Genomic DNA, 22,352 nt, shown 5'->3' on the forward strand with positions numbered 1-22,352 from the left:
CAGTCACTTTATTCTTATTCTTGTTACACTGACAAAAGACGATTCATGCATTCTAGCGCAGGCAACATGAGTCAACAATCGATTAACACAAAGTTTATAACGAATTCGTTGCGTTTTTATGACAAGAAATCGAAAAGAGAACTCTATTCGCCTTGATAAATGGCTATGGGCAGCCCGGTTTTATAAGACCAGAGCACTTGCCCGGCAAATGGTTCAGTCAGGCAAAGTACATTATGAGGGACAGCGTAGCAAGCCTTCAAAAATTGTACAGGTGGGTGCTGTTATTACTTTGCGCCAGGGCTTTGATACCAAAGAAGTGGAAGTAATGGCTTTAAGTGAGCAACGTCGCGGCGCAAGTGAAGCTCAGCTGCTCTATCAGGAAACCGCAGAAAGCGTTGAAAAGCGCGAACAAAATGCTGAAGCAAGAAAGCTTAATGCGTTGTATAATCCGCACCCGGAAGGACGGCCGGATAAGAAACAGCGCCGTCAACTTATCAGAATGAAAGATAGCGGCGAGTAAGCCCCTGTCATCGATAAATAGGAGTGCCCATGGAATACCCAACTGATCAATTGTCACGTTACACCTTTGAAGAGCACGATGTGCGCGGTGAACTCGTTCAGTTGACCAGCAGTTACCAAACCTTAATTCGTGGTCACGATTACCCGGCACCGGTTCAGGAGTTACTGGGGCAGATGATGGCGGCAGTATCCTTACTGACGGCAACATTAAAATTTAACGGCCACATAGCCGTTCAGCTTCAGGGTGATGGACCACTTAATTTTATTGCAGTTAATGGTAACCATAATCAGGAACTCCGGGGCATTGCACGCTTAAAAAGCGAGCTTGGAGCTACAGATCTGCGCTCAATGATAGGCAAAGGACAGCTTGTTATCACTTTAACGCCGGATACCGGTGAGCGCTATCAGGGTGTCGTAAGTGCAGACGCCGACTCAATTGCCACCATGCTGGAAAACTACTTTGAACAGTCAGAACAGCTGCACACCCGGGTCTGGTTATACGCCGACGGCGAGCATGCTGCCGGCATGTTACTGCAGCGCTTACCCGCTACCGGAAAGGACTTAAGCGGCTTTGAGCACCTGGCAACTCTGACCGACACTATTACGGCAAAAGAAATTTATACCTTGCCTGCTGAAGAGTTGTTGCATCGCCTTTATCACGAAGAAAAAGTCCATCTGTACCCATCACAAGGTGTCAGCTTTGTTTGTGGTTGTTCGCGTGAACGAACATTAGAAGCTTTGGCGTCAGTAAGCCCTGAAGAAATTCAGGAAATTTTGGCGCAGGAGGGTGAAATTGTCATGACTTGCGATTATTGCCTGACGGAATATCGCTTTGCGCCTTCAGACTTCAATTAATCAATAAAGAAGCCTGCAGTTTTTGCAGGCTTCTTTCTATTAAAACTACTTTTTCTTTTTCAGGAACTTCATCAAACGCCGGCGTTTTCGCTGCTGCGACAACGTCAGTTGGTTTTTCTTTCCTTCATACGGGTTAACCGGCTCGCGGAATTCCACTTTTATCGGCGTTCCCATTACGCCCAGCGCTTTACGGAAGTAATTAATGAGATAACGCTGGTAAGCGCCAGGTAAATCTTTAACCTGATTACCATGAATAATAATACGTGGTGGGTTATAACCCCCGGCATGCGCGTACTTTAACTTCACCCGGCGGCCGCTAACCAATGGCGGCTGATGTTCTTCCTGCGCCATTTCCATAATTTTAGTCAGCTTAGAGGTGCTAATTCGCTGAGTTGCACTTTTGTAGGCTTCTTCCACTGACTCGAACAAATGCCCTACACCAGTACCGTGCAAAGCAGAGATAAAATGTAACCGTGCAAAATCGACAAAACCTAAGCGGCGGTCAAGCTCGCGCTTTATCTCTTCTTTGTGGTCGTTTTGCAGACCATCCCATTTGTTCACTGCAATAACAATTGAGCGGCCGGCATTTAATGCAAAGCCAATAAGGTTAAGGTCCTGGTCACTGATAGTCTCACGCGCATCAACAACAATCAGGACAACGTTTGCATCCTCAATCGCCTGCAATGTCTTGACCACAGAGAACTTCTCAATAGCCTCGCCAATACGACCTCGCCGACGCACTCCGGCCGTATCTATCAGGACATATTCACGCTCGTTGCGTTGCATGGGGATATAAACCGAATCACGCGTGGTGCCCGGCATGTCGTAAACAACAACCCGTTCCTCACCCAGTATTCGGTTAATTAAAGTTGATTTACCAACATTAGGACGGCCGACAATAGCCAGCTTTAACGGCAGCTTTTCGTAATCGATTTCGTCATGCTCAAGCTCTTCAGACTCAACGTCCTTGGGCACAATAACATCGGGATAGTCTTCCGCTATTGGTCTAAAGCAGGTTTCTAATAACTGCTCAACCCCTCGCCCATGAGCTGCAGCGATACCATAGAGTTCACCCAAAGACAGCGAATAAAAGTCGCCCATCGCAGAGTGCGCATCGATGCCGTCAATTTTATTACAGACTAAATAAACTTTCTTATTTTGCTTACGCAAATGTTCCGCAATAGCTTGATCGCCAACGGTCACACCGTCTCGGGCATCGACCATAAAGAGCACAACATCTGCTTCATCAACAGCAAGCAGGGACTGCTTTGCCATTTCTTCATCAATGCCCTCTTCATCGCCATGAATACCACCGGTATCAATAACAATAAACTGAAAACCGTCGTAATTTGCCTGACCGTATTTCCTGTCCCGAGTTAACCCGGGAAAGTCCGCTACCAGTGCGTCGCGTGTCCGCGTTAAACGATTAAAAAGCGTGGATTTCCCCACATTTGGGCGCCCAACCAGCGCGACAACAGGTAACATCTCTTATTAATTTCCTGATTGAATATCGAGCGCGATGATATCACCGTCCCGAGTCTGTACATACATAATGTTGTCATCAACAACCGGGGCTACATAAACACCGTCACCACCGACTTCATAACGGCCTACAATATTGCCGCTGTCGCTATCTAACCAATGCAAGTAACCTTCAAAGTCACCGACAACAACGTAATCGCGATGCCATGCAGGCGCACTTAACTTACGTCCGAACAGCTGTGAATTACCCCAACGTTCTACACCACCGCTTTGCTCAAGTGCATAAACGTGGCTTTTCACATCAGTTAAAAATATCCGACCATTGGTTACCAACATATTCTCAAAGGCTTTGTAATCGCGCTTCCAGCGTACTTCGCCATCTCTTAATTCCAGCGCAACCAGCTCACCGTTAAAAGCAATCATGTACAATGTAGTACCCTGAACAGCTGGCTTCGCATCAACGTCCGCCAGGCGTTCGAGCTCATTGCTTCCGCTTGGCTTACCAATGGTTTGAGTCCATGCCTGCTGTCCATTATTGGCAATAAGTATCATGCCTGTACCATTACTGTCTCCAACAACGATACCGCCACTAATAATAGCAGGTGCAGATGCGCCACGAACTGTCAGCATCGGAGCCTGATACTCATATTCCCATTGCTGTTCGCCAGTTTCCGCATCCAGGCTAATAACTTTTCCGCCACCAGTATGCACAACAACGCGTCCTTCACCGACAGCAGGATCTGACATGACTTCGTTATTGACTTCTGTGTGCCAGACAATGTCACCATTTTCAGCATTTAGCGCAACGACATCACCGTTTTCAGTTCCCAGAAAAACGCGGTCGTAGCTCGCCACTAAACCACCTGAAATACGCGCAGGGAATGGGCTTGAGAAAATACCGCCAAACCAACCTTCATCGGTTGCCTGGTCAAACTGAATACTCTGACGTAAATCAATTCGCCATAAGCGCTCACCTGTGGACTTATCAAAAGCACTGACTATTCCATTACGATCAGCGGCAAAAACTTTGCCATACTCAACCACAGGGTTCAGTCGGGAAAAATACTCTCCTATGCCACTACCAACAGAGGCATCCCATAAAACTCTTGGCTGTACTTCCGAAGAAATGGGCTGTAACTCAGCAAATTTCGGTTCTTCGTCATCGTCACCAAAAATAGAGCAACCGGTGACAAGAAGAGTGGCAGAGAATAATAAGCTGCCTTTAATAAAGCGTTGAATCAATTGCATTATGACTTAGCCAGACTGTTGAGTTTCATTTGCAAAGCCGGAGTCAGTGACTCGCCTGCCTGCAATGCGCGTTCATAGGCTGCCCGGGCTTCTTCGGTATTGCCCTGTTCAGCAAGTATGTCACCTTCTAACTCCGCCGCAAAACCAGCGTAAGCTTCAGGTAAGGGCTTTTGAACCAAGCTTAAAGCCGTGTCCAGTTGTTCCTGAGCAATTAACACACGAGCCAAACGAATGCTGGCCAAAGCTGACATATTCTCGTCATCAGCGTTATCTACAACGGATTGCAAAACGGTGACTGCCGTTGCCAAGTCAGCGCGTTCAGCCGCATGCTGTGCCAATTGGAACGCAACAAGCTGTGCGTACACATTTCCTGGGTTTTCGCTGACAAAGTTTTGAGCTTCGAGTACGGCGTTCTCGCTACCTTCGGACAACCCCGAGGTTAATTGCTCATAGTTAGCTGACGCACGCTCCTGCGTTTCCAGTGTATGCTGATCGTAGTAACGCCAACCGTAAAACAAACCAAAGCCAATGACTACACCGGCAACAATACCTTTACCGTGTTCTTTCCAGAACTCTTTTAAACGTTCTACTTGTTGTTCTTCATCCACCTGACTACCCTCTCGTCATTGGTTGCAGATACTCAATTAGTGCCTGCCAGCCCAGAGTTTGTTGTTCTTCAGCAGTACGCAGCGGTTTTACCGTTACTTGCTGCTGAGCGATTTCATCAGCACCGATAATCAGAGCAACTTCAGCACCCGACTTATCAGCTTTTTTCATTTGCTTTTTCATGGAACCGCCGCCACAGTGGCTTACCAGCCGCAGTTCCGGTAACTCATTTCTCAGCTGTTCGGCAATTCGCGGGGCGTTTAGTTCCGCTTCTTCGCCTAACGGCATTAAGTAAGCATCAACGACTCGTCTTGGGGTCAGCTTTTCTTGCTCCTGCAGTAGCAGCACAAGACGTTCCATACCCATTGCGAAGCCAACCGCAGGCGTTGCTTTACCGCCTAACTGTTCAACCAGACCATCATAACGCCCCCCGGCACAAACAGTACCCTGAGCACCTAAGGCTGTGGTTACCCATTCAAACACGGTACGGTTATAATAATCCAGACCACGCACCAAACGTTCGTTCAGGGTATAGGAAATACCAGCCGCTTCCAGACGAGCCGTTAATTGCTCGAAGTGTTCTTTCGATTCTGCGTCCCAGTATTCCGACAGGCTAGGCGCACCTTCAAGAATCTTTTGAGTGTTTTCATCTTTACTATCCAGAATACGCAGCGGGTTGCTTTCCAGCCGGCGTTTACTGTCTTCATCCAACTCGCTAATGTAGTCAGATAAGTAATTTTTCAACGCATCCCGATAATTCGCCCGTGCTTCATTAGACCCTAAAGAGTTCAGTTGCAGTTCAACCTGATCGGCAATACCAAACTCACGCCATAGCCTGGCAGAAAGCAGAATGACTTCAGCGTCGGCATCAGCGCTTTCTAAACCAAAGGTTTCAATACCAAACTGGTGAAATTGACGATAACGGCCTTTTTGCGGGCGTTCGTAACGGAACATGGGCCCCATGTACCACAAACGCTGAATTTGGTTATACAGCAAACCGTGTTGGTTCCCTGCACGAACACAGCTGGCCGTTCCCTCAGGGCGTAAAGTGACACTTTCACCGTTACGGTCGTCGAAAGTGTACATTTCCTTTTCGACAATATCCGTTACTTCGCCAATTGAACGTTTAAAAAGTTGCGTACTTTCCAGCACAGGCATACGGATTTCGCTATAGCCGTAGCTTGCAGCAACACGGCGTATTACTGCTTCAACCTGCTGCCAGGCCGGACTCTGCTCTGGCAACAAATCATTCATGCCACGAATTGCTTGTATTGTATTCGCCACGGAACCTTCTCGTCTGGTTATCGATACAGAAAATAAGCGGGTATTATAAGGACTTTGTCGATGCGGGTAAAATCAACCGTTAATTTCTTTTACGTCAATTTTATTAGCTTCAATAAACTTCACTTGCTCGCGAATTTGCGCTTCCAGCTCATCCACTAAATTATGGTTATCTAAACGTTGTTTCTGGCGTGCACCACCAATATACAAACCACTTTTATTTTTAGCGCCGGCAAGACCAACATGAGATATCAAGGCTTCGCCCGGACCATTAACAACACAGCCTATTACCGAAACATCCATAGGCGTAGTTATATCCTCCAGACGCTGTTCCAGTTCATTAACCGTGCTAATAACATCGAACTCCTGACGCGAACAGCTTGGGCAGGCAATAAAGTTGATACCACGTGCGCGAATGCGCAGTGACTTCAGAATATCGAATCCCACTTTAATTTCTTCGACTGGGTCGGCCGCTAGCGAAACACGAAGCGTGTCACCAATACCTTCAGCCAGCAACATGCCTAAGCCTACTGACGATTTAACGGCGCCGCTGCGTTTACCACCCGCTTCGGTAATACCTAAATGCAGTGGCTGGTCTATCTTCTTCGCAAGCAGACGGTAGGAATCAACGGCTAAAAACACATCGGAGGCTTTTACACTGACTTTAAAGTCGTGAAAGTCGAGTTTGTCGAGAATATCGACATGCCGCATGGCAGACTCAACTAAGGCTTCAGCCGTTGGCTCACCGTATTTTTCCTGTAAATCTTTTTCCAACGACCCGCCATTCACACCGATGCGAATTGGAATATTGCGCTCACGCGCCGCATCAACAACGGCTTTGATTCTGTCTTCACGACCAATGTTGCCCGGGTTAATGCGTAAACAGTCAGCGCCGTATTCTGCAACTTTTAGTGCTATGCGATAATCGAAGTGAATGTCAGTAACCAGAGGGACAGGGCTGCGTAATTTGATTTGTTTGAAAGCTTCCGCCGCTTCCATTGTCGGTACCGAAACCCGAACAATATCAGCTCCGGCCTGAGCCAACGCATCAATTTGAGCAACGGTAGCATCAACATCGGTTGTTTCAGTATTTGTCATAGACTGCACAGCAATCGGTGCGCCATCGCCAATAGGTACATTACCTACATACAAACGGCGTGAAGGACGGCGTTTAATTGGATTTTCGTGCATCATAACCTTAAATTGACCTCTACTACTCTGTCGGCACGGTAAAGCGCGCAACACGGCCCGTACGGAACTGGCTCATATCAACTGCATTACCGTTAAAACTTACGTTAACTGCTTCGGGTTTACATAGTGTAACCGAAAATGGAGCCTCGCCCGGTACCGGCATGCGATAGCCCGCTGCTTTAACACCAACGGCCTGAGTTTCACCGGTGGCGTCATCAATTTTCACCCAACATTCTTCATTAAAGTCTAAAACCAAACTGGGTGAACTCGCTTCAGGCTGCTCAGATTGCTCTGCCGCCACCTGAGCGGCTTCCATCGGCTCAGCATCAGCTTCTGCTGACTGAGCTTCAGGGGTAGCTTCTTCAGCACTTTCAAGAGACGAATCATTATCTGTCTCTTCGGTAACCGGCTCAGCACCTGCTAAGGTGTCGCCCGTCGACTCGCTATTCAGTTCTTCGCCTTCTGCAGTCGGTTCCTGAACAGATTCAACAGCAACGTTAGTGTCTTCGGCTTCAACATCTGACTCTAATACCGCGTCTTCTTCGTCAGGCCGAATTTGTGGCTCGGTCGGCTGATTCGAAATTTCAATACCGCCAACACTGTCGGCTTCACCATCGGCATCCGTCGGAGCAACTTCTGAACTTTCCTGAGTGCCGTTAGCTTTTTCATTAAAACCAAGGTCAGGCTCCTGCCACCACCAAATAACTAAGGCAATAACAACAATAATGACCACGTATGTAATCAGCATTAAGCGGTTATCGTTTTCCTGATGCTTCTTACGTCGTGAAAAGCTCTGCATCTGGCTACTTTGAACTTCTTGAAAGCCTTTTGCCTTGTAGGCCTGAAATAACTCAGTGTCGTCCAGATCCAATAACTTGGCGTAAGCTCTTAAATAACCTTTAATAAAAGTAGGCGTCGAAAAAGTTGAGTAGTCATCGACTTCCAGCAACTCAATGATCTGCTTTCTCAAACGCAGTTGGTCTGCAACCTCGCGCTGGCTTAGGCCTTTTGCTTCACGAGCTTCTTTTAGTATTTGTCCAGGACCCTTGCTCGGCATTTGTTCTGTTTCTTTTACCGCTTCAGGTTCTGTTTTTTCGTTATCTTGTGTTGGTTCGTTTTCAGCAGTCATGATTGTAAGGGGTTTCCCTGTTATGGTTGAGCTGCGTCGTGACTTCCTCGTGCCAGGCATTCGGCTCTGTTTTTCCTGGCCCGGTCGTGATGTGAATACTTACTATCCAACCTCACTTTATCAAAATACGTCAGTGCTGTTTTCCAGTCACCAGCCACACACAGTGCAACCGCATAGTTATTGTACAATGCACCGCTCATAGGTTGCCATGATAATGCCTGTTGGTAAAGTGACAAAGCTGAATCAACGTCATTTGTCGATAAATACCATTGCCCTAAGGCAAGGTTGGCATCCAGAGACTGAGGGTTATTCTTTAATGCGGTTTGCAAATGTGGATGCGCAAGTTTTAACTTCCCTTGCGCTAAGTAAGCAAGTCCCAGCTGCAACCGTACATCTTTACCCTCAGAAACCGACTGTTCAGGGTTAGCGGTACAACCATATAGCACTACGGCTATCAATAATAAAGCGGCTCGCATTATCACACTCCTTGTGCCTGCGATTCTGTTAATTTACGCGGTCTTTACAGCTATTGCTTCTCCACCACGCTGTTTCTGCTGACGCTTCAGTATGCGTTTTGTACGATCAATGACATCGCCGACCAATTGTCCGCAAGCTGCGTCAATATCGTCACCCCGGGTTTTTCTTACCATTACAGTAAACCCATACTCCATCAGTACCTTAGCAAAACGGTCAATACGCGAGTTGCTGGAACGGCCGTAGTCCGAGCCCGGGAACGGGTTAAACGGAATAAGATTAATTTTACTTGGGGTATCTTTTAATGTTTTCGCCAGCGCATGCGCTTGATCAGTTGAATCATTCACATGGTCCAGCATGACATACTCTACCGTTACTTTACGCTGAGCTTTTGACTGCTCAACATAACGACGGCTCGATGCCAGAAATTCTTCAATATTGTACTTCTTATTAACAGGTACAATTTCGTTACGGAGTTCATCGTCTGGTGCATGCAGCGAAATAGCCAGCATGACATCAATGCGTTCACGTAATTTTTCCAACGCGGGAACAACACCGGAAGTACTTAAAGTGACACGACGCTTTGATAAACCAAAGCCCAGGTCATCTAACATTAACTCCATTGCCGGAACAACATTATTTAAGTTAAGCAGTGGTTCACCCATGCCCATCATGACAACGTTCGTTACGGGTTTAATTCCGGTTTTTCCATAAGCCCCTAACAGCTGGTTCACCCGCCACACCTGGCCGATAATTTCTGCCACACTGAGGTTACGGTTAAAGCCCTGAGCCCCTGTGGAACAGAAAGTGCACTCTAATGCACAACCAACCTGAGAAGACACGCACAAAGTAGCGCGGTCACCTTCGGGTATCCATACCGTTTCCACGTCCTGACCGTCAAACAAAGTCATCGCGAACTTAATGGTGCCATCTGACGACTGCTGTTGTTCACGAATTTCAGGTGCGCGAATCTCGGCTACTTGCTTGAGCTTTTCACGCAAAGCTTTATTGAGATTCGTCATCTCATCAAAGTCATCGACACAAAAGTGATACAGCCATTTCATAACCTGTTCGGCACGAAACGGTTTCTCACCCATTTCACGAAAGAATTCTTTAATCCCCTCACGATTCAGGTCGAGTAAGTTCACTTTTTTATCTATTGCGTTGGTCATAAAGCTCCAGTGTTCTGATGTAGCCTGACGTTTCCGTCAGGCCATATTTTCTTACGTCTTAACGAGTGCGCTGGCAAACTTCTTCGTCGCTGAAGAAGTAAGAGATTTCGCGCGCAGCAGATTCAGTTGCATCTGAACCGTGTACCGCATTTTCGTCTATAGTTTCAGCATAGTCGGCACGGATAGTTCCTGCCAGTGCTTCTGCAGGATTCGTAGCACCCATAATGTCACGGTTTTTACGCACAGCGTCTTCACCTTCAAGAACCTGAACAACGATAGGACCTGAAGTCATGAATTCAACCAAAGCGCCAAAGAAAGGACGCTCTTTGTGTTCAGCGTAGAAACCTTCCGCCTGTTCTTTGCTTAAGTGCATCATTTTAGCACCAACAATGCGAAGGCCAGCAGATTCAAAACGGTTGTAGATAGCGCCGATTAAGTTTTTTGCAACTGCATCAGGCTTGATAATTGATAGAGTGCGCTCTAAAGCCATGGTTATAAACTCCAATAAAATAAAGGGATAAATTAGTCGCGCGGATTATACGTGAGATCAGCGCAGAAATCGAATACCCAGTGATTGTTTTTTCACTTATTCTCAGCTAGGATGCTAAAACAAATTAGCCATATAGACGTCTATTTGACGATAAGGAGTTCTGACATGGCGAACAATGAATACCAACAAGCTACTCTGGGCGGCGGCTGCTTCTGGTGTGTTGAGTCTGCCTTCCTTCAGGTAAAAGGCATTCAGTCGGTTAAATCCGGCTACACGGGTGGTCATACGCCAAACCCCACTTACGAACAAGTTTGCACGGGAAACACGGGCCACGCAGAAGTCGCTCAACTCCAGTACGATCCGGAGCAGATCTCTTACCGTCAAATCTTAGAAATCTTTTTCACCCTGCACGATCCTACTCAGGTGAATCGCCAGGGTAACGATGTTGGCACGCAATATCGCACATCGATTTTCTATCATAATGACGAGCAAAAACGAGAAGCCGAGAAAATTATTGCTGAGCTAGAGGCTGACGATGCATTTGCAGCGCCTATAGTAACGGAAGTCACCGAGTTAGGGACCTTTTATCCGGCGGAGGATTACCACGAAAACTACTACGCCAGAAACCCGGAAAACCCGTATTGTCAGGCGGTCATTTCACCTAAACTGGCTAAATTCCGCAAAACCTTTGCCGGCCTGCTGAAAGACTAAGCAGCCCCTCGCAAGGTACCGATAGTGCGGTGGATAAGCTCTACTGCACTGTCGATATCGTCTTCGGACGTATAACGGCCAATACTAAAGCGCAATGAGCTCATTGCCAGCTCATGTTCAATGCCTAATGCTCTCAGCACATACGAAGGTTCAACGCTGGCCGACGTGCAGGCCGAGCCCGACGAAAGCGCAAGATCTTTTAACGCCATTAGCAGCAGTTCACCATCAACTCCGGCAAAGCTGATATTGGTAATATGCGGAACCCGTTGCTGGTCAGAGCCATTCAGGGTTACACCTTCTAGCTGACTAACACCCTTCCATAACCGCTGCTGCAGGTTTTTAACCCGCACAGGCTCCAGCTCCAGCTCATTACGAGCAATTTCAGCCGCAACGCCCATGCCGACAATCTGGTGGGTTGGTAAGGTACCCGAACGCATACCCCGTTCGTGACCGCCGCCATGCATTTGCGCAAGTAGCCGAACTCTGGGCGTACGACGCACATAGAGCGCCCCAATACCTTTAGGGCCATACATTTTGTGAGCAGAAAGTGACATTAAATCGACCGGCAACTCAGCCATATCCATAGAAACTTTACCGGAAGCCTGGGCAGCATCAACGTGGAATAAGGTGCCATTTTCACGACAAAGCTGCCCAATAGCAGCAATGTCCTGAATAACGCCAACTTCATTATTAACCAGCATAACGCTTACCAGGACGGTATCTTCACGCAGAGCTGAGCGGAACAAATCCATATCCAGCAGTCCGTCGCTGCCAACGTCCAGGTAAGTAACTTCAAAGCCTTCTTTTTCTAACTGAACGCAAGTATCTAATACTGCCTTGTGTTCAGTTTTCAGCGTAATAATATGCTTGCCTTTATCTGAGTAATACTGAGCCGCACCTTTTATTGCCAGGTTATCCGATTCAGTAGCGCCGGAGGTAAACACAATTTCGCGCGCGTCGGCATTGATTAAATCAGCAACCTGATGCCGGGCAACATCAACGGCTTCCTCAGCCTGCCAGCCGTATTTATGTGAACGTGACGCGGGGTTTCCGAAGAGACCATCCTGAGTTAAACAGCCCATCATCTTCTCTGCTACAACAGGATCTACAGGGGTGGTTGCAGCATAATCAAAATAAAGGGGTAGCTTGGGCACTTCGTTGCTCCTGACAAACTAAAGACAATATTAAAGATGTGAGTTTAACTTAATCTCTTCTTCACTTTTATTATGAAGTGAATTTTGCCGACTCAGAACATCACCAACATCGCGCTTTTTCATCAGTTCAGCCAAGGTAATGCCGTCCAGGAAGTCCGCTATGCGGTCACTTAAGCCTTCCCACAACGAATGCGTCAAACAACGCTCACCGCCCTGGCAGTTAGCTTTACCCTGGCAACGAGTCGCATCAATAGATTCATCAACGGCATGAATGACCGCACCAACAGAAATATCGGTTGCCGGGCAACCCAGACGATAACCACCGCCCGGACCACGCACACTGTCCACCAGTCCGTGCTTACGCAAACGCGCAAACAGTTGCTCTAAATACGACAGAGATATTCCCTGACGCTCAGAAATGTCCGCTAACGGCACAGGACCATTTGCCGTAAAAAGCGCAACGTCCAGCATAGCTGTAACTGCGTATCGACCTTTTGACGTCAGGCGCATGGTGGTTTCCTCTGGTGTTTAAATCAGCATAATATGTTATGAAATTTTACATTCCTGACTATTTTAGTCAAGTATTGCCTGTCGATTTATCCACCGAGGCTAAAATACCCCGCAAAATATTAATTTCGTTCTCTTCCGGCCGGGCACGGGTGAATAAGCGGCGTAATTTCGTCATTACCTGCCCCGGGTGCTGACGCACAATGAACCCTGTTTGGCTCAATGTTTTTTCAAGGTGCTCGTAAAACCGTTCTAAATCTTCGGCTCTTGGGTATTCCGGTAATTCTCCAGAGCTGCGTTGTTGCGATTCCAGCCACTGCATGCGCAGTTCATAGCACACGGTTTGTACCGCCATAGCCAGGTTCAGAGAACTGTAATCCGGGTTTGTTGGTATATGCAGGTGGAACTGACTTTGCTGCAGCTCTTCATTGGTTAGGCCACTGTTTTCACGACCAAATACTAAAGCCACCTCGTGCTGTCCTACTTCTTCCAGCACTTTTTCAGCACACTCGCGAGGCCCTAAAAGCGGCCAGTCCAGCGTACGGTTACGAGCACTGGTCGCAATAACCAGACCGCAATCGGCAATCGCTTCTTGCAAGGTGTCCACAATAGTCGCCGATGCCAAAATATCAGTTGCACCAGCCGCCAAAGCGGATGCGTGACTGTCCGGCTCCTGCACAGGGTCTACTAACGTTAATTTAGACAGTCCCATGGTTTTCATGGCACGGGCAACAGAGCCTATGTTCCCGGTGTGAGAAGTGTTCACCAGAACAATACGAATGTTATCAAGCATGGCGTTTCCCTTGGATTTTTCTCGACTTATGGAAAAGTTTGGCATGATACCGTAACACTGGTATGATCCGCGACCGAAAATTGTTCTTTTACAGCACAGGTAATTGGTATGCATCCGATGTTAAATATTGCGGTGCGCGCAGCGCGTGCGGCCGGCAAAATTTTAGTTAAAAATTTCGATCAGGGCAGCCCTGTTGAAGCCGAATCAAAAGGCTTAAATGACTGGGTTACTGAAATGGATAAAGCCGCAGAGCAGGCTATTATCAACACTATCAAAAAGTCCTACCCGGACCATGGCATCATTGCAGAAGAAAGCGGTACCCAGGCTGGTAAAGAAAATGACTTCCAGTGGGTTATCGATCCGCTAGACGGCACCACCAATTACATGCGCGGTATTCCCCACTTTTGTATTTCTATTGCTTTGCTTCACAAAGGCTCTGTTCAGCAGGCCGTTGTGTATGACCCTATGCGCGAAGAACTCTTCACCGCATCTCGCGGGGCAGGCGCTCAGCTGAATGGCCGTCGTTTACGTATTTCACCGAAAGTGGAATTAAAAGGCGCAATTATTGCTACCGGGTTCCCATTCAAAATGAAAAACCGCTTACCAGAATACCTGGACATGTTCAGCAAACTGTTTGAACACTGTGCCGATGTACGTCGCGCAGGCGCAGCCGCTTTAGATTTAGCTTACGTAGCTGCTGCACGTCATGATGCATTTTGGGAAATGGGTTTAAAACCCTGGGACATGCTGGCCGGCGAATTATTAATTCGCGAAGCAGGTGGCATAGTCAGTGACTTTCAAGGTGGTCACAACTACATTCAGTCAGGCAACATAGCAGCCGGTGCACCAAAAGCATTAAAACAAATGCTGGCACAAATTCGCTAAGCTGTTTTTCAGTCGCTAAAAAGCAAAACGCCGTCTGAGCTAACCCAGACGGCGTTCTTTTTTATAATTCGATTTCTTCCAAATCGAGCTCTAGCGAGTAATCCATTTCAGAGAGTTCTTCCCGCAACCGGTACTTCTCTTTTAGTTGTTCTATTTCACGCCATTTACGTTTTGCGGCGCGACCCTTTCCAGACTTGTCATTTACCTTTTGCAGTTCTTCGGAATTATCCATGGTATGACCCTCTGCTTTTTTGATACAACTTTTTTAATTATGGTATTAGCGCTGCAGTTAATCTGTTCGTTAACAAAAAAACCACAACTCATAAGTACCACACACCGGGACACATTAAAAGAACTTTGTTACGGTTTTGTTAACAGGTTGTGGCAAAGGTATGAAGAATCATTGGTTAGTATTACTAAACCGTCATTTGCTTAAGTTCTATTAATTGCTGGACGACTTTCTCTACATTTGAGGGTGCCCGCTTGGGCTGATAATTCAAGATATACTCGACCAGTCCTTTACGCTCAAGAACGGGCACGCTGGGTGGTGAAGACAGTTTAACCCGTGCACTGCGGTGCGAGAAAAACACAACGCCGTCTATCCAGGTTGATGCGCGGTTTTTCTTCAGGTGCTCAGCTAAAACATGAACCTGTTTTTTTAACTGTTTTATTGGATTGCGGACTTTGGCTGTATAACGGCCACCTTTACTCCCTACTTTATGAGCTGTCCAGTAAGCCGCCTGATCGTCTCCTGTTACTTTAGAATTGTTGTTCTTCACTTCCACAACAAACACGCCGTTAGGACCCACCACAATTAAGTCCAGCTCCGTAAAGCCGCGTTTTGCTCGCGAGTTGGGCACATCAACCTGGTTAAACAAAACATAGCTATCGGGGAGTTTATCTAGCAGCTTAAGTGTTTTTAGTTCGCCCCTGGCACCTGAACGTTTAGTGGATGCTGCTCCTACAATACTGAACAGATAAATTAGCCCAACAATCCACCAGAGATTTGGTAATTTGTACATTAAAAAACCCGCAATAGGCGCGCCAATAATAGCGACCCATACGCGAGCTTTATTCACTTCTTGAGAAAGACGATTTTTGGTTATGTACTGCGTGTCGGCCATGACAATTTGACAACTTTCCTTGCTACTAATGGCCATATTAAACCATCAAAGCAGTCAGTCGTCAGCTTTAATCCATTACTGCTTTTGCCTTATCGCCTCAATCAGTTCGTCTTTACTCATTTCACTGCGGTTATCAATATCAAGCTGCTTCGCCCGGTTATAGAGCTCATCTTTAGTGCGCTCTTCAAGCCGGCTATTGGGGTTACCGGTACCCTGAGTGGTGGTGTTATCAGTAACCCCTTCCTCGCGCCGCTGCTTGTTCACGGTACGACTGGCAATTTCCTCAGCCTCATCTTCACTCTTACCGTCATCTAGCTGCGACTGCTTGATATGCTGATACATTCGCTCGTCTTTATCACGCCAAACGTCAGGCATAACAGCCTCCTACTCTTATTGGGAGTCCTTGCCACGTTGCTCAGGGGCAATCTGCTTATCTTTTTGCGAATGAGTGTCATGCGTTGAACCCGGCCGACGGTGATCTTCGCGGCTCTGGTTTTCTTTGTCCTGCTGAGACTGCAGTTTACGCTTTTCTTCTTCGGTCAGATCCTGCTCATGTTTTTTAACTTTCGGATTCATTGGCCCTGTCATAAAGCCTCCTTAATCATTAAAAATGTCAGTGCGTTTTCTTTCCTTTTCATCGTTAAGTGTAGAAGAAAAAACAGTAAAATAAAGGCATACACTTAGCCCTTACTCTTATCCTCGTACATTCTCTGGTCAGCAAGCTTCAAAAGATCTTTAGGTGTGCCCGCGCCCTCTGTATTACTCGCGAACCCAATACTCAACGACGGTTTCAATATGCTTCCTGACACTTCGACGCTCTCACTTTCAACGTTCTTTTTTATATTTTCAATGATAGCTGTAATGGCTTCTTCGGTCTCAACTCTATTCACAACTACTAAAAACTCGTCACCTCCCATTCGGGCCACGATATCCGAAGCCCGGACCGACTTCTCAAGACCATTAGCGACGAGTTGTAACATGCTATCACCCACATCATGACCATATTTGTCATTCACTTCCTTAAACCGGTTGAGATCAATAACCAACACATAAAAATGTTTTTTGGGCTTTCTCTTACTCATTAAGTTTTCGAGATAACTGAGTGAAAACCGTCGATTAAAAAGCTGAGTTAAAGCATCTCGATTCGCCATACTGCGCTCTATTCGATAAGAGCGCCAAAGCATGAAGGTTCCAAAGAAAACCAACGTGTACAAAAATAAGAGGCTCAGCCGCCCAATATCGATTAGAAGAGATTGTGTTTGAGTAACTGTCGCATCAAATTTCGCAGCTACCGCCCATTCACCATTAGGGATTATTAAGGTTCCTTGGTAATCCGACTGCTCAAAAGTTAGTTTGTCCCCTTCAAATACCTCCCCTTTTTCCCCAAGTCCATTAACTCCGCGTAAAGCGACTTTGGCATTCTCAATATCTAAAAGCCCTGCCGAGTTCATCAGTCTGTCGTAATCAATAACCACACTTATTGAGCCCCAGTAATTCTCGCTTCGTGGGTAATCATAAAAAATAGGAAGCCGGGCTATAACAGCACGCCCCCCCTGAACGAGCTCTAAAGGCCCTGCAAGAAAGACATCTTTTAAGTCACGAGCGGCTTTCACCGTTTTATATTGAGAAGGTACGGTTCTAAAATCTAAACCAACAGCCCTTTCATTTCCTTTTAGAGGTAGAATTTTCTCGACCACATCATTTGGTGCTATACCAACGTTACGAACATTTTGCGATCTTTCAATCAGACGAGAACCTATGTTTTCAAAATTCTTAGACGCTTCTTCAGGGTCGATACTGAATACGGTTGCCAGACTATCGGATAAAAAAACATCCCTGAAAAGAGACGCTTCTAAAGAAGACTTAGCAAGCAGAAGCTCTGTTAGTGCTTCATCTTTAGTGGATTGCTTAATTCGTTCCTCCACTAAAGCTCCGATCCAGGCCGCAACCATTAATAAAGGAATTAACCCCACAATATAGAGGATTATCGCTATCAGTGAACTTCGTTTTTTTATAGCCAAAGGTTTCCCTAGTTTAAGGTTAAACTGCAAGGGTAGCATCCGCACAGGTTCTAAGTGGTACGAATTAGATTATCAAATAGAGCCAACTCGCGTTTAAATATGTCATTAGTTATACGAGTGCGCCAGACAAAGGGTTCATTCAACGACGCTAAATAGTTTTAGCGCTTTATCGATACCACAAAAAAACGATCCGATTAAGATTGGCCAACGTAATTTGATAAAACCTTTTACATAGTCACCTATGAACCTGACCGAACCTGAGAAATCTCGAATTATTGAAATGGCATGGGAAGACCGCACGCCGTTTGAGGCTATTGAAGAACAATTTGGCCTGCAGGAAAAGCAGGTTGTGAAGTTTATGCGCTCGCAACTTAAGCCCGGCAGCTTTCGCTTGTGGCGGGAACGTGTGTCGGGGCGCAATACTAAACATCGTAAACTGCGCCCCGCGGGAGTGTCACGCGGCTACTGCCCAACACAATATAAACAGCGTTAGGCAATAACGCACTAAAGCATACTTCTTAGAACCTTGTCCTTACGAATAAAGTGATGATGCAAGGCCGCAGCAACGTGTAAAGCAACCAATGCCATAAGTGCCATTGCCAGCCAGCCGTGCAGTTCTCTAAATACGGCATAATTCTCAATGTCGACAGTAAGCACCGCCGGTAAACGGAACCAGCCAAATACGTCTATGGGCCGCCCGGCAAAGTACTGCATTAAATACCCGGAAATAGGCATGGCGAACAACAGCAAATAAAGCAGCCAATGAGAAGCCTTAGCGACAAACTTCTGTAAACTCGATAGGTCACCAGGTAATGCCGGAATTTCATGGAACAAACGATTAACCAGGCGCGCAATAACCAATACGGCAGCAACAACACCGAAAGCTTTATGTACGGTTAAAATGCTTAACTGCCAGGGCTCTAATGAGCGAACCATTAATAACCCCGCCGCCAACATCGAAATAACCAACGCCGCCATAGCCCAGTGGAACAAGCGCATTGATACCGAAAACTTATGTGGGTTACTCATTGCCCTGCCCCTCTAGCTCACCCATTAACGCTTCTTTTGCTCTGCGCCGATAAGACTCGGCATAAGCCGCAGACCGAGCCCGCAGTATCGGGTCACGGGTTGCTTCAATGCCTGTTGGTAACACCAGCGGGTCGTAATTGATACCATGACATTCGCCCTGTAATTGCGGCGTTACCGCGGTAATAACAACTTGCCCCGCCGTAATTTGCTCGCGACTGTCCGGCCACGCCTTTGCTGGATTGTTCTCGTCGTCTTCCTCGTTTGCCAAAGTAAACATCCAGTCAAAAACAATGTCTTCTTTCACTACCCGGTTAGTAATTTCTTGATGCAGAGCATCCACACCCTCTAAGTTATCAGCAGGAACAAAAACCTTGGGTTGCATGGCCCAGCGTACGGCTTGCTCATTGCCTTCAGAGTTAATTAAGTAAAACGCATTAATGCTGTTATAAGTTTCGGCAGCAAAGCTTCCAGTGGGTTGATATTGCGCCTTCCAGCTTAAAAAGTCGCTGCTCTCAGGGTGCTCAGCAAAGAACGCCTGTATTGCTTTAGGGCCTGCCTGAATGGCCTGAATTTGCTGGTAAAAAGTATGAGGGTCTTTAACTGCCATAACCGGCGGCGTATTCATTGCAATACGCCATTGCTCGGTCGAGCTCATAGCAAAGCTTAATGCCAGGCTACGCACTGGTGCTTTTAAATCAGGTGCGGTTGGGTTATTGCCCGCCACCGAAAAGCGCCCGATAAAAGGCGTTACCCCCTGTTCAAATAGTGCGGCCTCAGAATAAGTAGCTAACTGCCCGTTAGAGCGAAACTCCCCCGTAACACAAATGCCTTTAGCGTGAGCTCTCCGAAAACCTTCGTGAGCCGCTTCGCCCTGCTGTAAATTCACAAATTGCTGCGCTGTTACTTTAGGCGGCTCTTGCGCCGCTGCGCTCACCATAGGAGCCAGCAGTAAAACCAAATACCGATTTTTCATATTGAAAGTACTCTTACTATCATTTATCTTGAATTCAAGATATACGATAATAGAGCATATTGAGTTCACTAGCGATGCAAAATTTAGAACGAATAAAACAACAATGGGCCAAAGAGCTCCCCGAGCTCGATACCTCAACCATGGAACTTGTCGGCAGGCTCCAGGTAATCCATAAACATATGACGTCTGCTATGAGTAATACTTTTCGCCAGTTCGGACTCACCGATGCAGGGTTTGATGTGCTGGCGACTTTGCGCCGTTCAGGAAAACCTTACCGGTTGACCCCTAACCAACTACTGGAACAAATGCTGGTTACTTCGGGCAGTATGACCAGCCGTCTGACATTGCTTCAGAAAAAAGGGTTCGTGACACGTGAGCAGGATGAAAACGACGGTCGCGTTAACTGGGTAAAACTCACCGATAAAGGGCTAGTTCTTAGCAACCAAGTCATTCATCAACATGTCCAGACCCAGGAAAGGCTACTAAGCGTTCTGTCAGAAAGTGAGCGTTTACAACTCACTGAGCAGCTTAGCCGTTACTTAAAACGACAAGGCTTAGAATAAGTATTAGTCAATAGAACACTGCGCGCATCGCTCTTTACCGGTTAATAGCTTTGAAATGCGGTTGCGGTTACGTGCAAAAAATAAATAGGTTTTGTCAGCAAACCACCGAATAACAGGCCAGCGCAGAGGGGCGATAATCCAGCCTTTACCGACTAACGACCAGGCCTCATGGGTGACATCCAGACCATAGATCATTTCGCCCGAGCGGGTCTGCCCATGTAAATACTGGTTAGCCTTAGCAACGTCAACTTGAGGGTAGCGCTGACTAAAGTCTGGTTCATTCACGTTTTCGAATTGAATCCGCCCTTCTTTATCCAACCGTTTTAGATGCCGCATTTCTTTAACGCACAATGGGCATCCGCCATCGTAAAAAATAATGAGTTCCGAGCTCTGTTGAGGCATTGCGACCACCACTTTATTGAGTTTCACTTTACTTATACGCTTCTTTTGCGTATTTGACTCATGATGTAATGCGAAAATCGGTTTGCAAATTCTGCCAATGTCTTTTCAACACGTCTTTTTGAGAATCAACCATGGGCAATTCCGACAGCTTATCAGGCCAGTTTTCTCTCGCTAAAATCAATGTTTCATCTAAGTGCACTTTAACCGCTTGCCATGGCACCCCTATTCTATTTGCCCAGGCTTCAAATGAAGCCATATCGACATTATACCAGTTTTTGTTCCTGGCCATGTTAAGAGCAAATTCGAGTTCGCCAGTTACATAAGGCAAAGTAGATACAATGTCATACGCCGGAGAAAGCTTTGGTCGTAGCCCCTCAGAATAAATTAGAGACCAGTTTTTTAGATGTGCATCACCGTTAGCCAATAAAATATTAACCAATAGCGTTCTCGCCATTTGCTGAACATCTTTTAACCCCTGAGCGCCATATTGAAATAGCGCATCCGCAATTTGCTCATAATTGAACTTTTTATATTTGTCATGGGAATACACCTGAAAAACCTGTGCAAAATCTTCGGTATGTACACGCTTTCCATCATCCCGGTCAAAACGCTTTATTGCGTAAGCATGTGTCTCATTAGGGAGCTGAATATCAGGCAAATTATCTAACTGATTCAGTTCAACCAGCTTAATTTCCGGTATCTCAATACCCGCAATTTGCGCCAGCCGCATCGCAGTATATTCGTTATAAGGCACATGTTTGTGCACTGTTGAGGGTGTTTTGATTATCCAGCTATCAGCGTTGGCATCCCTACCAACGTTAAATCGACCGTCTTGTCCTTTCACTGAAGAGAACTTCATTTGTACGCCAGCCAGAGAAAACTTATCCTGACTGTGTTCGACATCAATCTGTACCGGCTCAACCTGTTCTCGATGATCAAGAGCCCAGCCCGGTACCTGACCTGCCTGTATTGGCTCAGCTAGCAAAGCGCCAGGCAAGTTTCGCCCCATATGAGCCATTAAGGGAAATTCATTGCCAGTGTGCACTTTTAATGAACGACTCATCCATTCTCTTAAAGCACCCTCAGGTAATAAGTTCGATAAAACAGGAGCCAGTCGCTGCGCGCTAACTAAGGGCTGAGTTAGATATCTCGCATCCGCCAGCTGTGTTAACGTCAACGTTTCACGTTGAGTTACCGGAAGCGCAATATAACTAGGCGAAAATACAAAGATATTTTTACCGCCCGAATAGTGCGTCAACACTCCAACTTCTTGGCCATTAAGAGACATTCTGAGTCCTTCAACATTTTCGACTCTTTTCATGGCTGTCATCATCCGTCCTTTAAATGCTTATGCTTGTTTGCCCAAAAGTCATCCGTCGACGAGGAGGATTCTACCGGTTGATGATTCTCTATTTGCTTTGGATCGGTAATGGACAACTCAAGCCCCAAGCCAGCTAAAATACGCAGCAATGTGGAAACTTTTAAATCTTGTCCTGATTCCACTCGTTGGTATTGCTGTTGAGACATGCCAATAAGCATTCGCATGTCTTTTTGCGATAAGTTCTGTTTTTTGCGCTCGGCAGCGAGGCGCTCTGCAATGTCTTTTAGTGTAGTCATAAAACAACCCAAATGATGTATACAAACTGAATATACATCATAAGTATTGTAATTCAATAATAAAACAACTTTTTTATTGTTATCTTGATTGCAGCTGCATTGTAAAAACAATAGCCCTTTTGCTTA

The 22,352-nt window shown here is 46.5% G+C and carries 28 protein-coding genes; 6 read left to right on the plus strand and 22 right to left on the minus strand.

All coding sequences use genetic code 11. From position 1 onward, the window contains the following. Positions 1-118: 118 nt before the first annotated feature. Together hslR and hslO are read left to right on the plus strand one after the other, a co-directional pair. Positions 119-520, plus strand: a complete 402-nt coding sequence (gene hslR / locus VBY75_RS09985) for a ribosome-associated heat shock protein Hsp15 (protein WP_222235698.1) — start codon at positions 119-121, stop codon at positions 518-520. Positions 521-549: 29 nt separating this feature from the next. Next, positions 550-1,374 (plus strand): Hsp33 family molecular chaperone HslO, encoded by an 825-nt coding sequence (gene hslO, locus VBY75_RS09990; protein WP_222235699.1) that lies wholly within the window; start codon positions 550-552, stop codon positions 1,372-1,374. 45 nt (positions 1,375-1,419) lie between these two features. On the opposite strand, the gene der is transcribed toward hslO, so the two are convergent. From der to ndk, 9 genes are all read right to left on the minus strand, one after another. Continuing rightward, positions 1,420-2,859, minus strand: a complete 1,440-nt coding sequence (gene der, locus VBY75_RS09995; protein ID WP_199494909.1) for a ribosome biogenesis GTPase Der — start codon at positions 2,857-2,859, stop codon at positions 1,420-1,422. A gap of 6 nt (positions 2,860-2,865) precedes the next feature. After that, positions 2,866-4,104 carry an outer membrane protein assembly factor BamB gene (gene bamB / locus VBY75_RS10000; protein WP_273022664.1) on the minus strand — a complete coding sequence of 413 codons (1,239 nt, stop codon included), beginning with the start codon at positions 4,102-4,104 and terminating at the stop codon, positions 2,866-2,868. Next, positions 4,104-4,712: a YfgM family protein gene (locus tag VBY75_RS10005; protein WP_222235701.1), complete on the minus strand. Its 609-nt coding sequence runs from the start codon at positions 4,710-4,712 to the stop codon at positions 4,104-4,106. Before VBY75_RS10005 ends, bamB begins: the two co-directional genes overlap by 1 nt. 4 nt (positions 4,713-4,716) lie before the next feature. Further along, entirely contained in the window at positions 4,717-5,994 is a 1,278-nt protein-coding gene (gene hisS / locus VBY75_RS10010) for a histidine--tRNA ligase (protein ID WP_074930867.1), read from the minus strand. Between the two features lie 72 nt (positions 5,995-6,066). Beyond that, positions 6,067-7,185, minus strand: coding sequence for a flavodoxin-dependent (E)-4-hydroxy-3-methylbut-2-enyl-diphosphate synthase (ispG, locus tag VBY75_RS10015; RefSeq protein WP_054489331.1), 1,119 nt, complete (start codon positions 7,183-7,185; stop codon positions 6,067-6,069). 19 nt (positions 7,186-7,204) lie between these two features. Continuing rightward, the gene (locus VBY75_RS10020; RefSeq protein WP_416512289.1) at positions 7,205-8,311 is read right to left on the minus strand and encodes a RodZ domain-containing protein; all 1,107 of its coding nucleotides are present in this window, start codon (positions 8,309-8,311) and stop codon (positions 7,205-7,207) included. A gap of 20 nt (positions 8,312-8,331) precedes the next feature. Next, positions 8,332-8,787 carry a tetratricopeptide repeat protein gene (locus VBY75_RS10025; RefSeq protein WP_054489336.1) on the minus strand — a complete coding sequence of 152 codons (456 nt, stop codon included), beginning with the start codon at positions 8,785-8,787 and terminating at the stop codon, positions 8,332-8,334. A 33-nt stretch (positions 8,788-8,820) separates the two neighbouring features. After that, a complete protein-coding gene (locus VBY75_RS10030; RefSeq protein WP_054489338.1) occupies positions 8,821-9,957 on the minus strand; it encodes a bifunctional tRNA (adenosine(37)-C2)-methyltransferase TrmG/ribosomal RNA large subunit methyltransferase RlmN in 1,137 nt (378 codons plus the stop codon). A gap of 58 nt (positions 9,958-10,015) precedes the next feature. Next, a complete protein-coding gene (ndk, locus tag VBY75_RS10035) occupies positions 10,016-10,447 on the minus strand; it encodes a nucleoside-diphosphate kinase (protein ID WP_011235266.1) in 432 nt (143 codons plus the stop codon). A 165-nt stretch (positions 10,448-10,612) separates the two neighbouring features. On the opposite strand from ndk, the gene msrA reads away from it, so the two are divergent. After that, the gene (gene msrA / locus VBY75_RS10040) at positions 10,613-11,158 is read left to right on the plus strand and encodes a peptide-methionine (S)-S-oxide reductase MsrA (RefSeq protein ID WP_054489340.1); all 546 of its coding nucleotides are present in this window, start codon (positions 10,613-10,615) and stop codon (positions 11,156-11,158) included. Here the strand turns inward: msrA and VBY75_RS10045 are convergent. From VBY75_RS10045 to trmJ, 3 genes are all read right to left on the minus strand, one after another. Further along, positions 11,155-12,312, minus strand: a complete 1,158-nt coding sequence (locus tag VBY75_RS10045; protein WP_416512293.1) for an IscS subfamily cysteine desulfurase — start codon at positions 12,310-12,312, stop codon at positions 11,155-11,157. The genes msrA and VBY75_RS10045 overlap by 4 nt on opposite strands. A gap of 30 nt (positions 12,313-12,342) precedes the next feature. Continuing rightward, positions 12,343-12,822 (minus strand): Fe-S cluster assembly transcriptional regulator IscR, encoded by a 480-nt coding sequence (iscR, locus tag VBY75_RS10050; protein ID WP_054489344.1) that lies wholly within the window; start codon positions 12,820-12,822, stop codon positions 12,343-12,345. 67 nt (positions 12,823-12,889) lie between these two features. Beyond that, entirely contained in the window at positions 12,890-13,612 is a 723-nt protein-coding gene (gene trmJ / locus VBY75_RS10055; RefSeq protein ID WP_054489346.1) for a tRNA (cytosine(32)/uridine(32)-2'-O)-methyltransferase TrmJ, read from the minus strand. Positions 13,613-13,720: 108 nt separating this feature from the next. Here trmJ and suhB point away from each other — a divergent pair, with 108 nt between their 5' ends. Beyond that, positions 13,721-14,497, plus strand: a complete 777-nt coding sequence (suhB, locus tag VBY75_RS10060; RefSeq protein WP_054489349.1) for an inositol-1-monophosphatase — start codon at positions 13,721-13,723, stop codon at positions 14,495-14,497. A gap of 61 nt (positions 14,498-14,558) precedes the next feature. Here the strand turns inward: suhB and VBY75_RS10065 are convergent, their stop codons facing one another. The 5 genes from VBY75_RS10065 to VBY75_RS10085 all read right to left on the minus strand — a co-directional run bounded on the left by VBY75_RS10065 (position 14,559) and on the right by VBY75_RS10085 (position 17,672). Continuing rightward, on the minus strand, positions 14,559-14,729 hold the full coding sequence (locus VBY75_RS10065; protein WP_074930865.1) for a DUF3545 family protein: 171 nt from the start codon (positions 14,727-14,729) through the stop codon (positions 14,559-14,561). A 184-nt stretch (positions 14,730-14,913) separates the two neighbouring features. Continuing rightward, positions 14,914-15,621, minus strand: a complete 708-nt coding sequence (locus tag VBY75_RS10070) for a nuclease-related domain-containing protein (protein WP_416512297.1) — start codon at positions 15,619-15,621, stop codon at positions 14,914-14,916. A 75-nt stretch (positions 15,622-15,696) separates the two neighbouring features. Further along, positions 15,697-15,996, minus strand: a complete 300-nt coding sequence (locus VBY75_RS10075; RefSeq protein ID WP_416512299.1) for a Rho termination factor N-terminal domain-containing protein — start codon at positions 15,994-15,996, stop codon at positions 15,697-15,699. 15 nt (positions 15,997-16,011) lie between these two features. Then, complete coding sequence (locus VBY75_RS10080; protein ID WP_054489355.1) at positions 16,012-16,209, minus strand: hypothetical protein; 198 nt, start codon at positions 16,207-16,209, stop codon at positions 16,012-16,014. A 92-nt stretch (positions 16,210-16,301) separates the two neighbouring features. Continuing rightward, on the minus strand, positions 16,302-17,672 hold the full coding sequence (locus VBY75_RS10085) for a diguanylate cyclase (protein WP_416512301.1): 1,371 nt from the start codon (positions 17,670-17,672) through the stop codon (positions 16,302-16,304). A 211-nt stretch (positions 17,673-17,883) separates the two neighbouring features. Here VBY75_RS10085 and VBY75_RS10090 point away from each other — a divergent pair, with 211 nt between their 5' ends. Beyond that, positions 17,884-18,135 (plus strand): TIGR03643 family protein, encoded by a 252-nt coding sequence (locus VBY75_RS10090; protein ID WP_054489357.1) that lies wholly within the window; start codon positions 17,884-17,886, stop codon positions 18,133-18,135. Positions 18,136-18,146: 11 nt separating this feature from the next. Here VBY75_RS10090 and VBY75_RS10095 read toward each other — a convergent pair whose 3' ends face one another. Together VBY75_RS10095 and VBY75_RS10100 are read right to left on the minus strand one after the other, a co-directional pair. Beyond that, positions 18,147-18,671 carry a cytochrome b gene (locus VBY75_RS10095; protein WP_054489359.1) on the minus strand — a complete coding sequence of 175 codons (525 nt, stop codon included), beginning with the start codon at positions 18,669-18,671 and terminating at the stop codon, positions 18,147-18,149. After that, a complete protein-coding gene (locus VBY75_RS10100; RefSeq protein ID WP_416512304.1) occupies positions 18,664-19,644 on the minus strand; it encodes a catalase family peroxidase in 981 nt (326 codons plus the stop codon). Before VBY75_RS10100 ends, VBY75_RS10095 begins: the two co-directional genes overlap by 8 nt. A gap of 74 nt (positions 19,645-19,718) precedes the next feature. Between VBY75_RS10100 and VBY75_RS10105 the strand changes: the two genes are divergently transcribed. Next, positions 19,719-20,207: a MarR family winged helix-turn-helix transcriptional regulator gene (locus tag VBY75_RS10105; RefSeq protein ID WP_416512306.1), complete on the plus strand. Its 489-nt coding sequence runs from the start codon at positions 19,719-19,721 to the stop codon at positions 20,205-20,207. A 3-nt stretch (positions 20,208-20,210) separates the two neighbouring features. Here VBY75_RS10105 and VBY75_RS10110 read toward each other — a convergent pair whose 3' ends face one another. The 3 genes from VBY75_RS10110 to VBY75_RS10120 are packed head-to-tail and all read right to left on the minus strand — an operon-like array spanning position 20,211 to position 22,226. Further along, positions 20,211-20,609: a thiol-disulfide oxidoreductase DCC family protein gene (locus VBY75_RS10110; protein WP_416512308.1), complete on the minus strand. Its 399-nt coding sequence runs from the start codon at positions 20,607-20,609 to the stop codon at positions 20,211-20,213. 58 nt (positions 20,610-20,667) lie between these two features. Continuing rightward, a complete protein-coding gene (locus VBY75_RS10115) occupies positions 20,668-21,930 on the minus strand; it encodes a type II toxin-antitoxin system HipA family toxin (RefSeq protein ID WP_416512311.1) in 1,263 nt (420 codons plus the stop codon). 8 nt (positions 21,931-21,938) lie between these two features. Beyond that, positions 21,939-22,226 (minus strand): helix-turn-helix domain-containing protein, encoded by a 288-nt coding sequence (locus VBY75_RS10120; protein ID WP_278354724.1) that lies wholly within the window; start codon positions 22,224-22,226, stop codon positions 21,939-21,941. Between the last annotated feature and the right edge of the window lie 126 nt (positions 22,227-22,352).

It is taken from the genome of Idiomarina sp. HB (assembly GCF_048059115.1).
In the GTDB taxonomy this organism is placed as follows: domain Bacteria; phylum Pseudomonadota; class Gammaproteobacteria; order Enterobacterales; family Alteromonadaceae; genus Idiomarina; species Idiomarina abyssalis.

Coding starts and splice junctions, on each gene's coding strand:
- msrA (WP_054489340.1), top strand. CDS start 10,613: ATGGCGAACAATGAATACCAACAAGCTACTCTGGGCGGCGGCTGCTTC.
- VBY75_RS10100 (WP_416512304.1), bottom strand. CDS start 19,644: ATGAAAAATCGGTATTTGGTTTTACTGCTGGCTCCTATGGTGAGCGCA.
- VBY75_RS10065 (WP_074930865.1), bottom strand. CDS start 14,729: ATGGATAATTCCGAAGAACTGCAAAAGGTAAATGACAAGTCTGGAAAG.
- VBY75_RS10075 (WP_416512299.1), bottom strand. CDS start 15,996: ATGCCTGACGTTTGGCGTGATAAAGACGAGCGAATGTATCAGCATATC.
- VBY75_RS10025 (WP_054489336.1), bottom strand. CDS start 8,787: ATGCGAGCCGCTTTATTATTGATAGCCGTAGTGCTATATGGTTGTACC.
- VBY75_RS10110 (WP_416512308.1), bottom strand. CDS start 20,609: ATGCCTCAACAGAGCTCGGAACTCATTATTTTTTACGATGGCGGATGC.
- bamB (WP_273022664.1), bottom strand. CDS start 4,104: ATGCAATTGATTCAACGCTTTATTAAAGGCAGCTTATTATTCTCTGCC.
- VBY75_RS10120 (WP_278354724.1), bottom strand. CDS start 22,226: ATGACTACACTAAAAGACATTGCAGAGCGCCTCGCTGCCGAGCGCAAA.
- hslR (WP_222235698.1), top strand. CDS start 119: ATGACAAGAAATCGAAAAGAGAACTCTATTCGCCTTGATAAATGGCTA.
- VBY75_RS10115 (WP_416512311.1), bottom strand. CDS start 21,930: ATGAAAAGAGTCGAAAATGTTGAAGGACTCAGAATGTCTCTTAATGGC.
- hslO (WP_222235699.1), top strand. CDS start 550: ATGGAATACCCAACTGATCAATTGTCACGTTACACCTTTGAAGAGCAC.
- VBY75_RS10095 (WP_054489359.1), bottom strand. CDS start 18,671: ATGAGTAACCCACATAAGTTTTCGGTATCAATGCGCTTGTTCCACTGG.
- VBY75_RS10070 (WP_416512297.1), bottom strand. CDS start 15,621: ATGGCCGACACGCAGTACATAACCAAAAATCGTCTTTCTCAAGAAGTG.
- iscR (WP_054489344.1), bottom strand. CDS start 12,822: ATGCGCCTGACGTCAAAAGGTCGATACGCAGTTACAGCTATGCTGGAC.
- ndk (WP_011235266.1), bottom strand. CDS start 10,447: ATGGCTTTAGAGCGCACTCTATCAATTATCAAGCCTGATGCAGTTGCA.
- trmJ (WP_054489346.1), bottom strand. CDS start 13,612: ATGCTTGATAACATTCGTATTGTTCTGGTGAACACTTCTCACACCGGG.
- suhB (WP_054489349.1), top strand. CDS start 13,721: ATGCATCCGATGTTAAATATTGCGGTGCGCGCAGCGCGTGCGGCCGGC.
- VBY75_RS10080 (WP_054489355.1), bottom strand. CDS start 16,209: ATGACAGGGCCAATGAATCCGAAAGTTAAAAAACATGAGCAGGATCTG.
- VBY75_RS10090 (WP_054489357.1), top strand. CDS start 17,884: ATGAACCTGACCGAACCTGAGAAATCTCGAATTATTGAAATGGCATGG.
- VBY75_RS10020 (WP_416512289.1), bottom strand. CDS start 8,311: ATGACTGCTGAAAACGAACCAACACAAGATAACGAAAAAACAGAACCT.
- VBY75_RS10105 (WP_416512306.1), top strand. CDS start 19,719: ATGCAAAATTTAGAACGAATAAAACAACAATGGGCCAAAGAGCTCCCC.
- VBY75_RS10030 (WP_054489338.1), bottom strand. CDS start 9,957: ATGACCAACGCAATAGATAAAAAAGTGAACTTACTCGACCTGAATCGT.
- der (WP_199494909.1), bottom strand. CDS start 2,859: ATGTTACCTGTTGTCGCGCTGGTTGGGCGCCCAAATGTGGGGAAATCC.
- ispG (WP_054489331.1), bottom strand. CDS start 7,185: ATGATGCACGAAAATCCAATTAAACGCCGTCCTTCACGCCGTTTGTAT.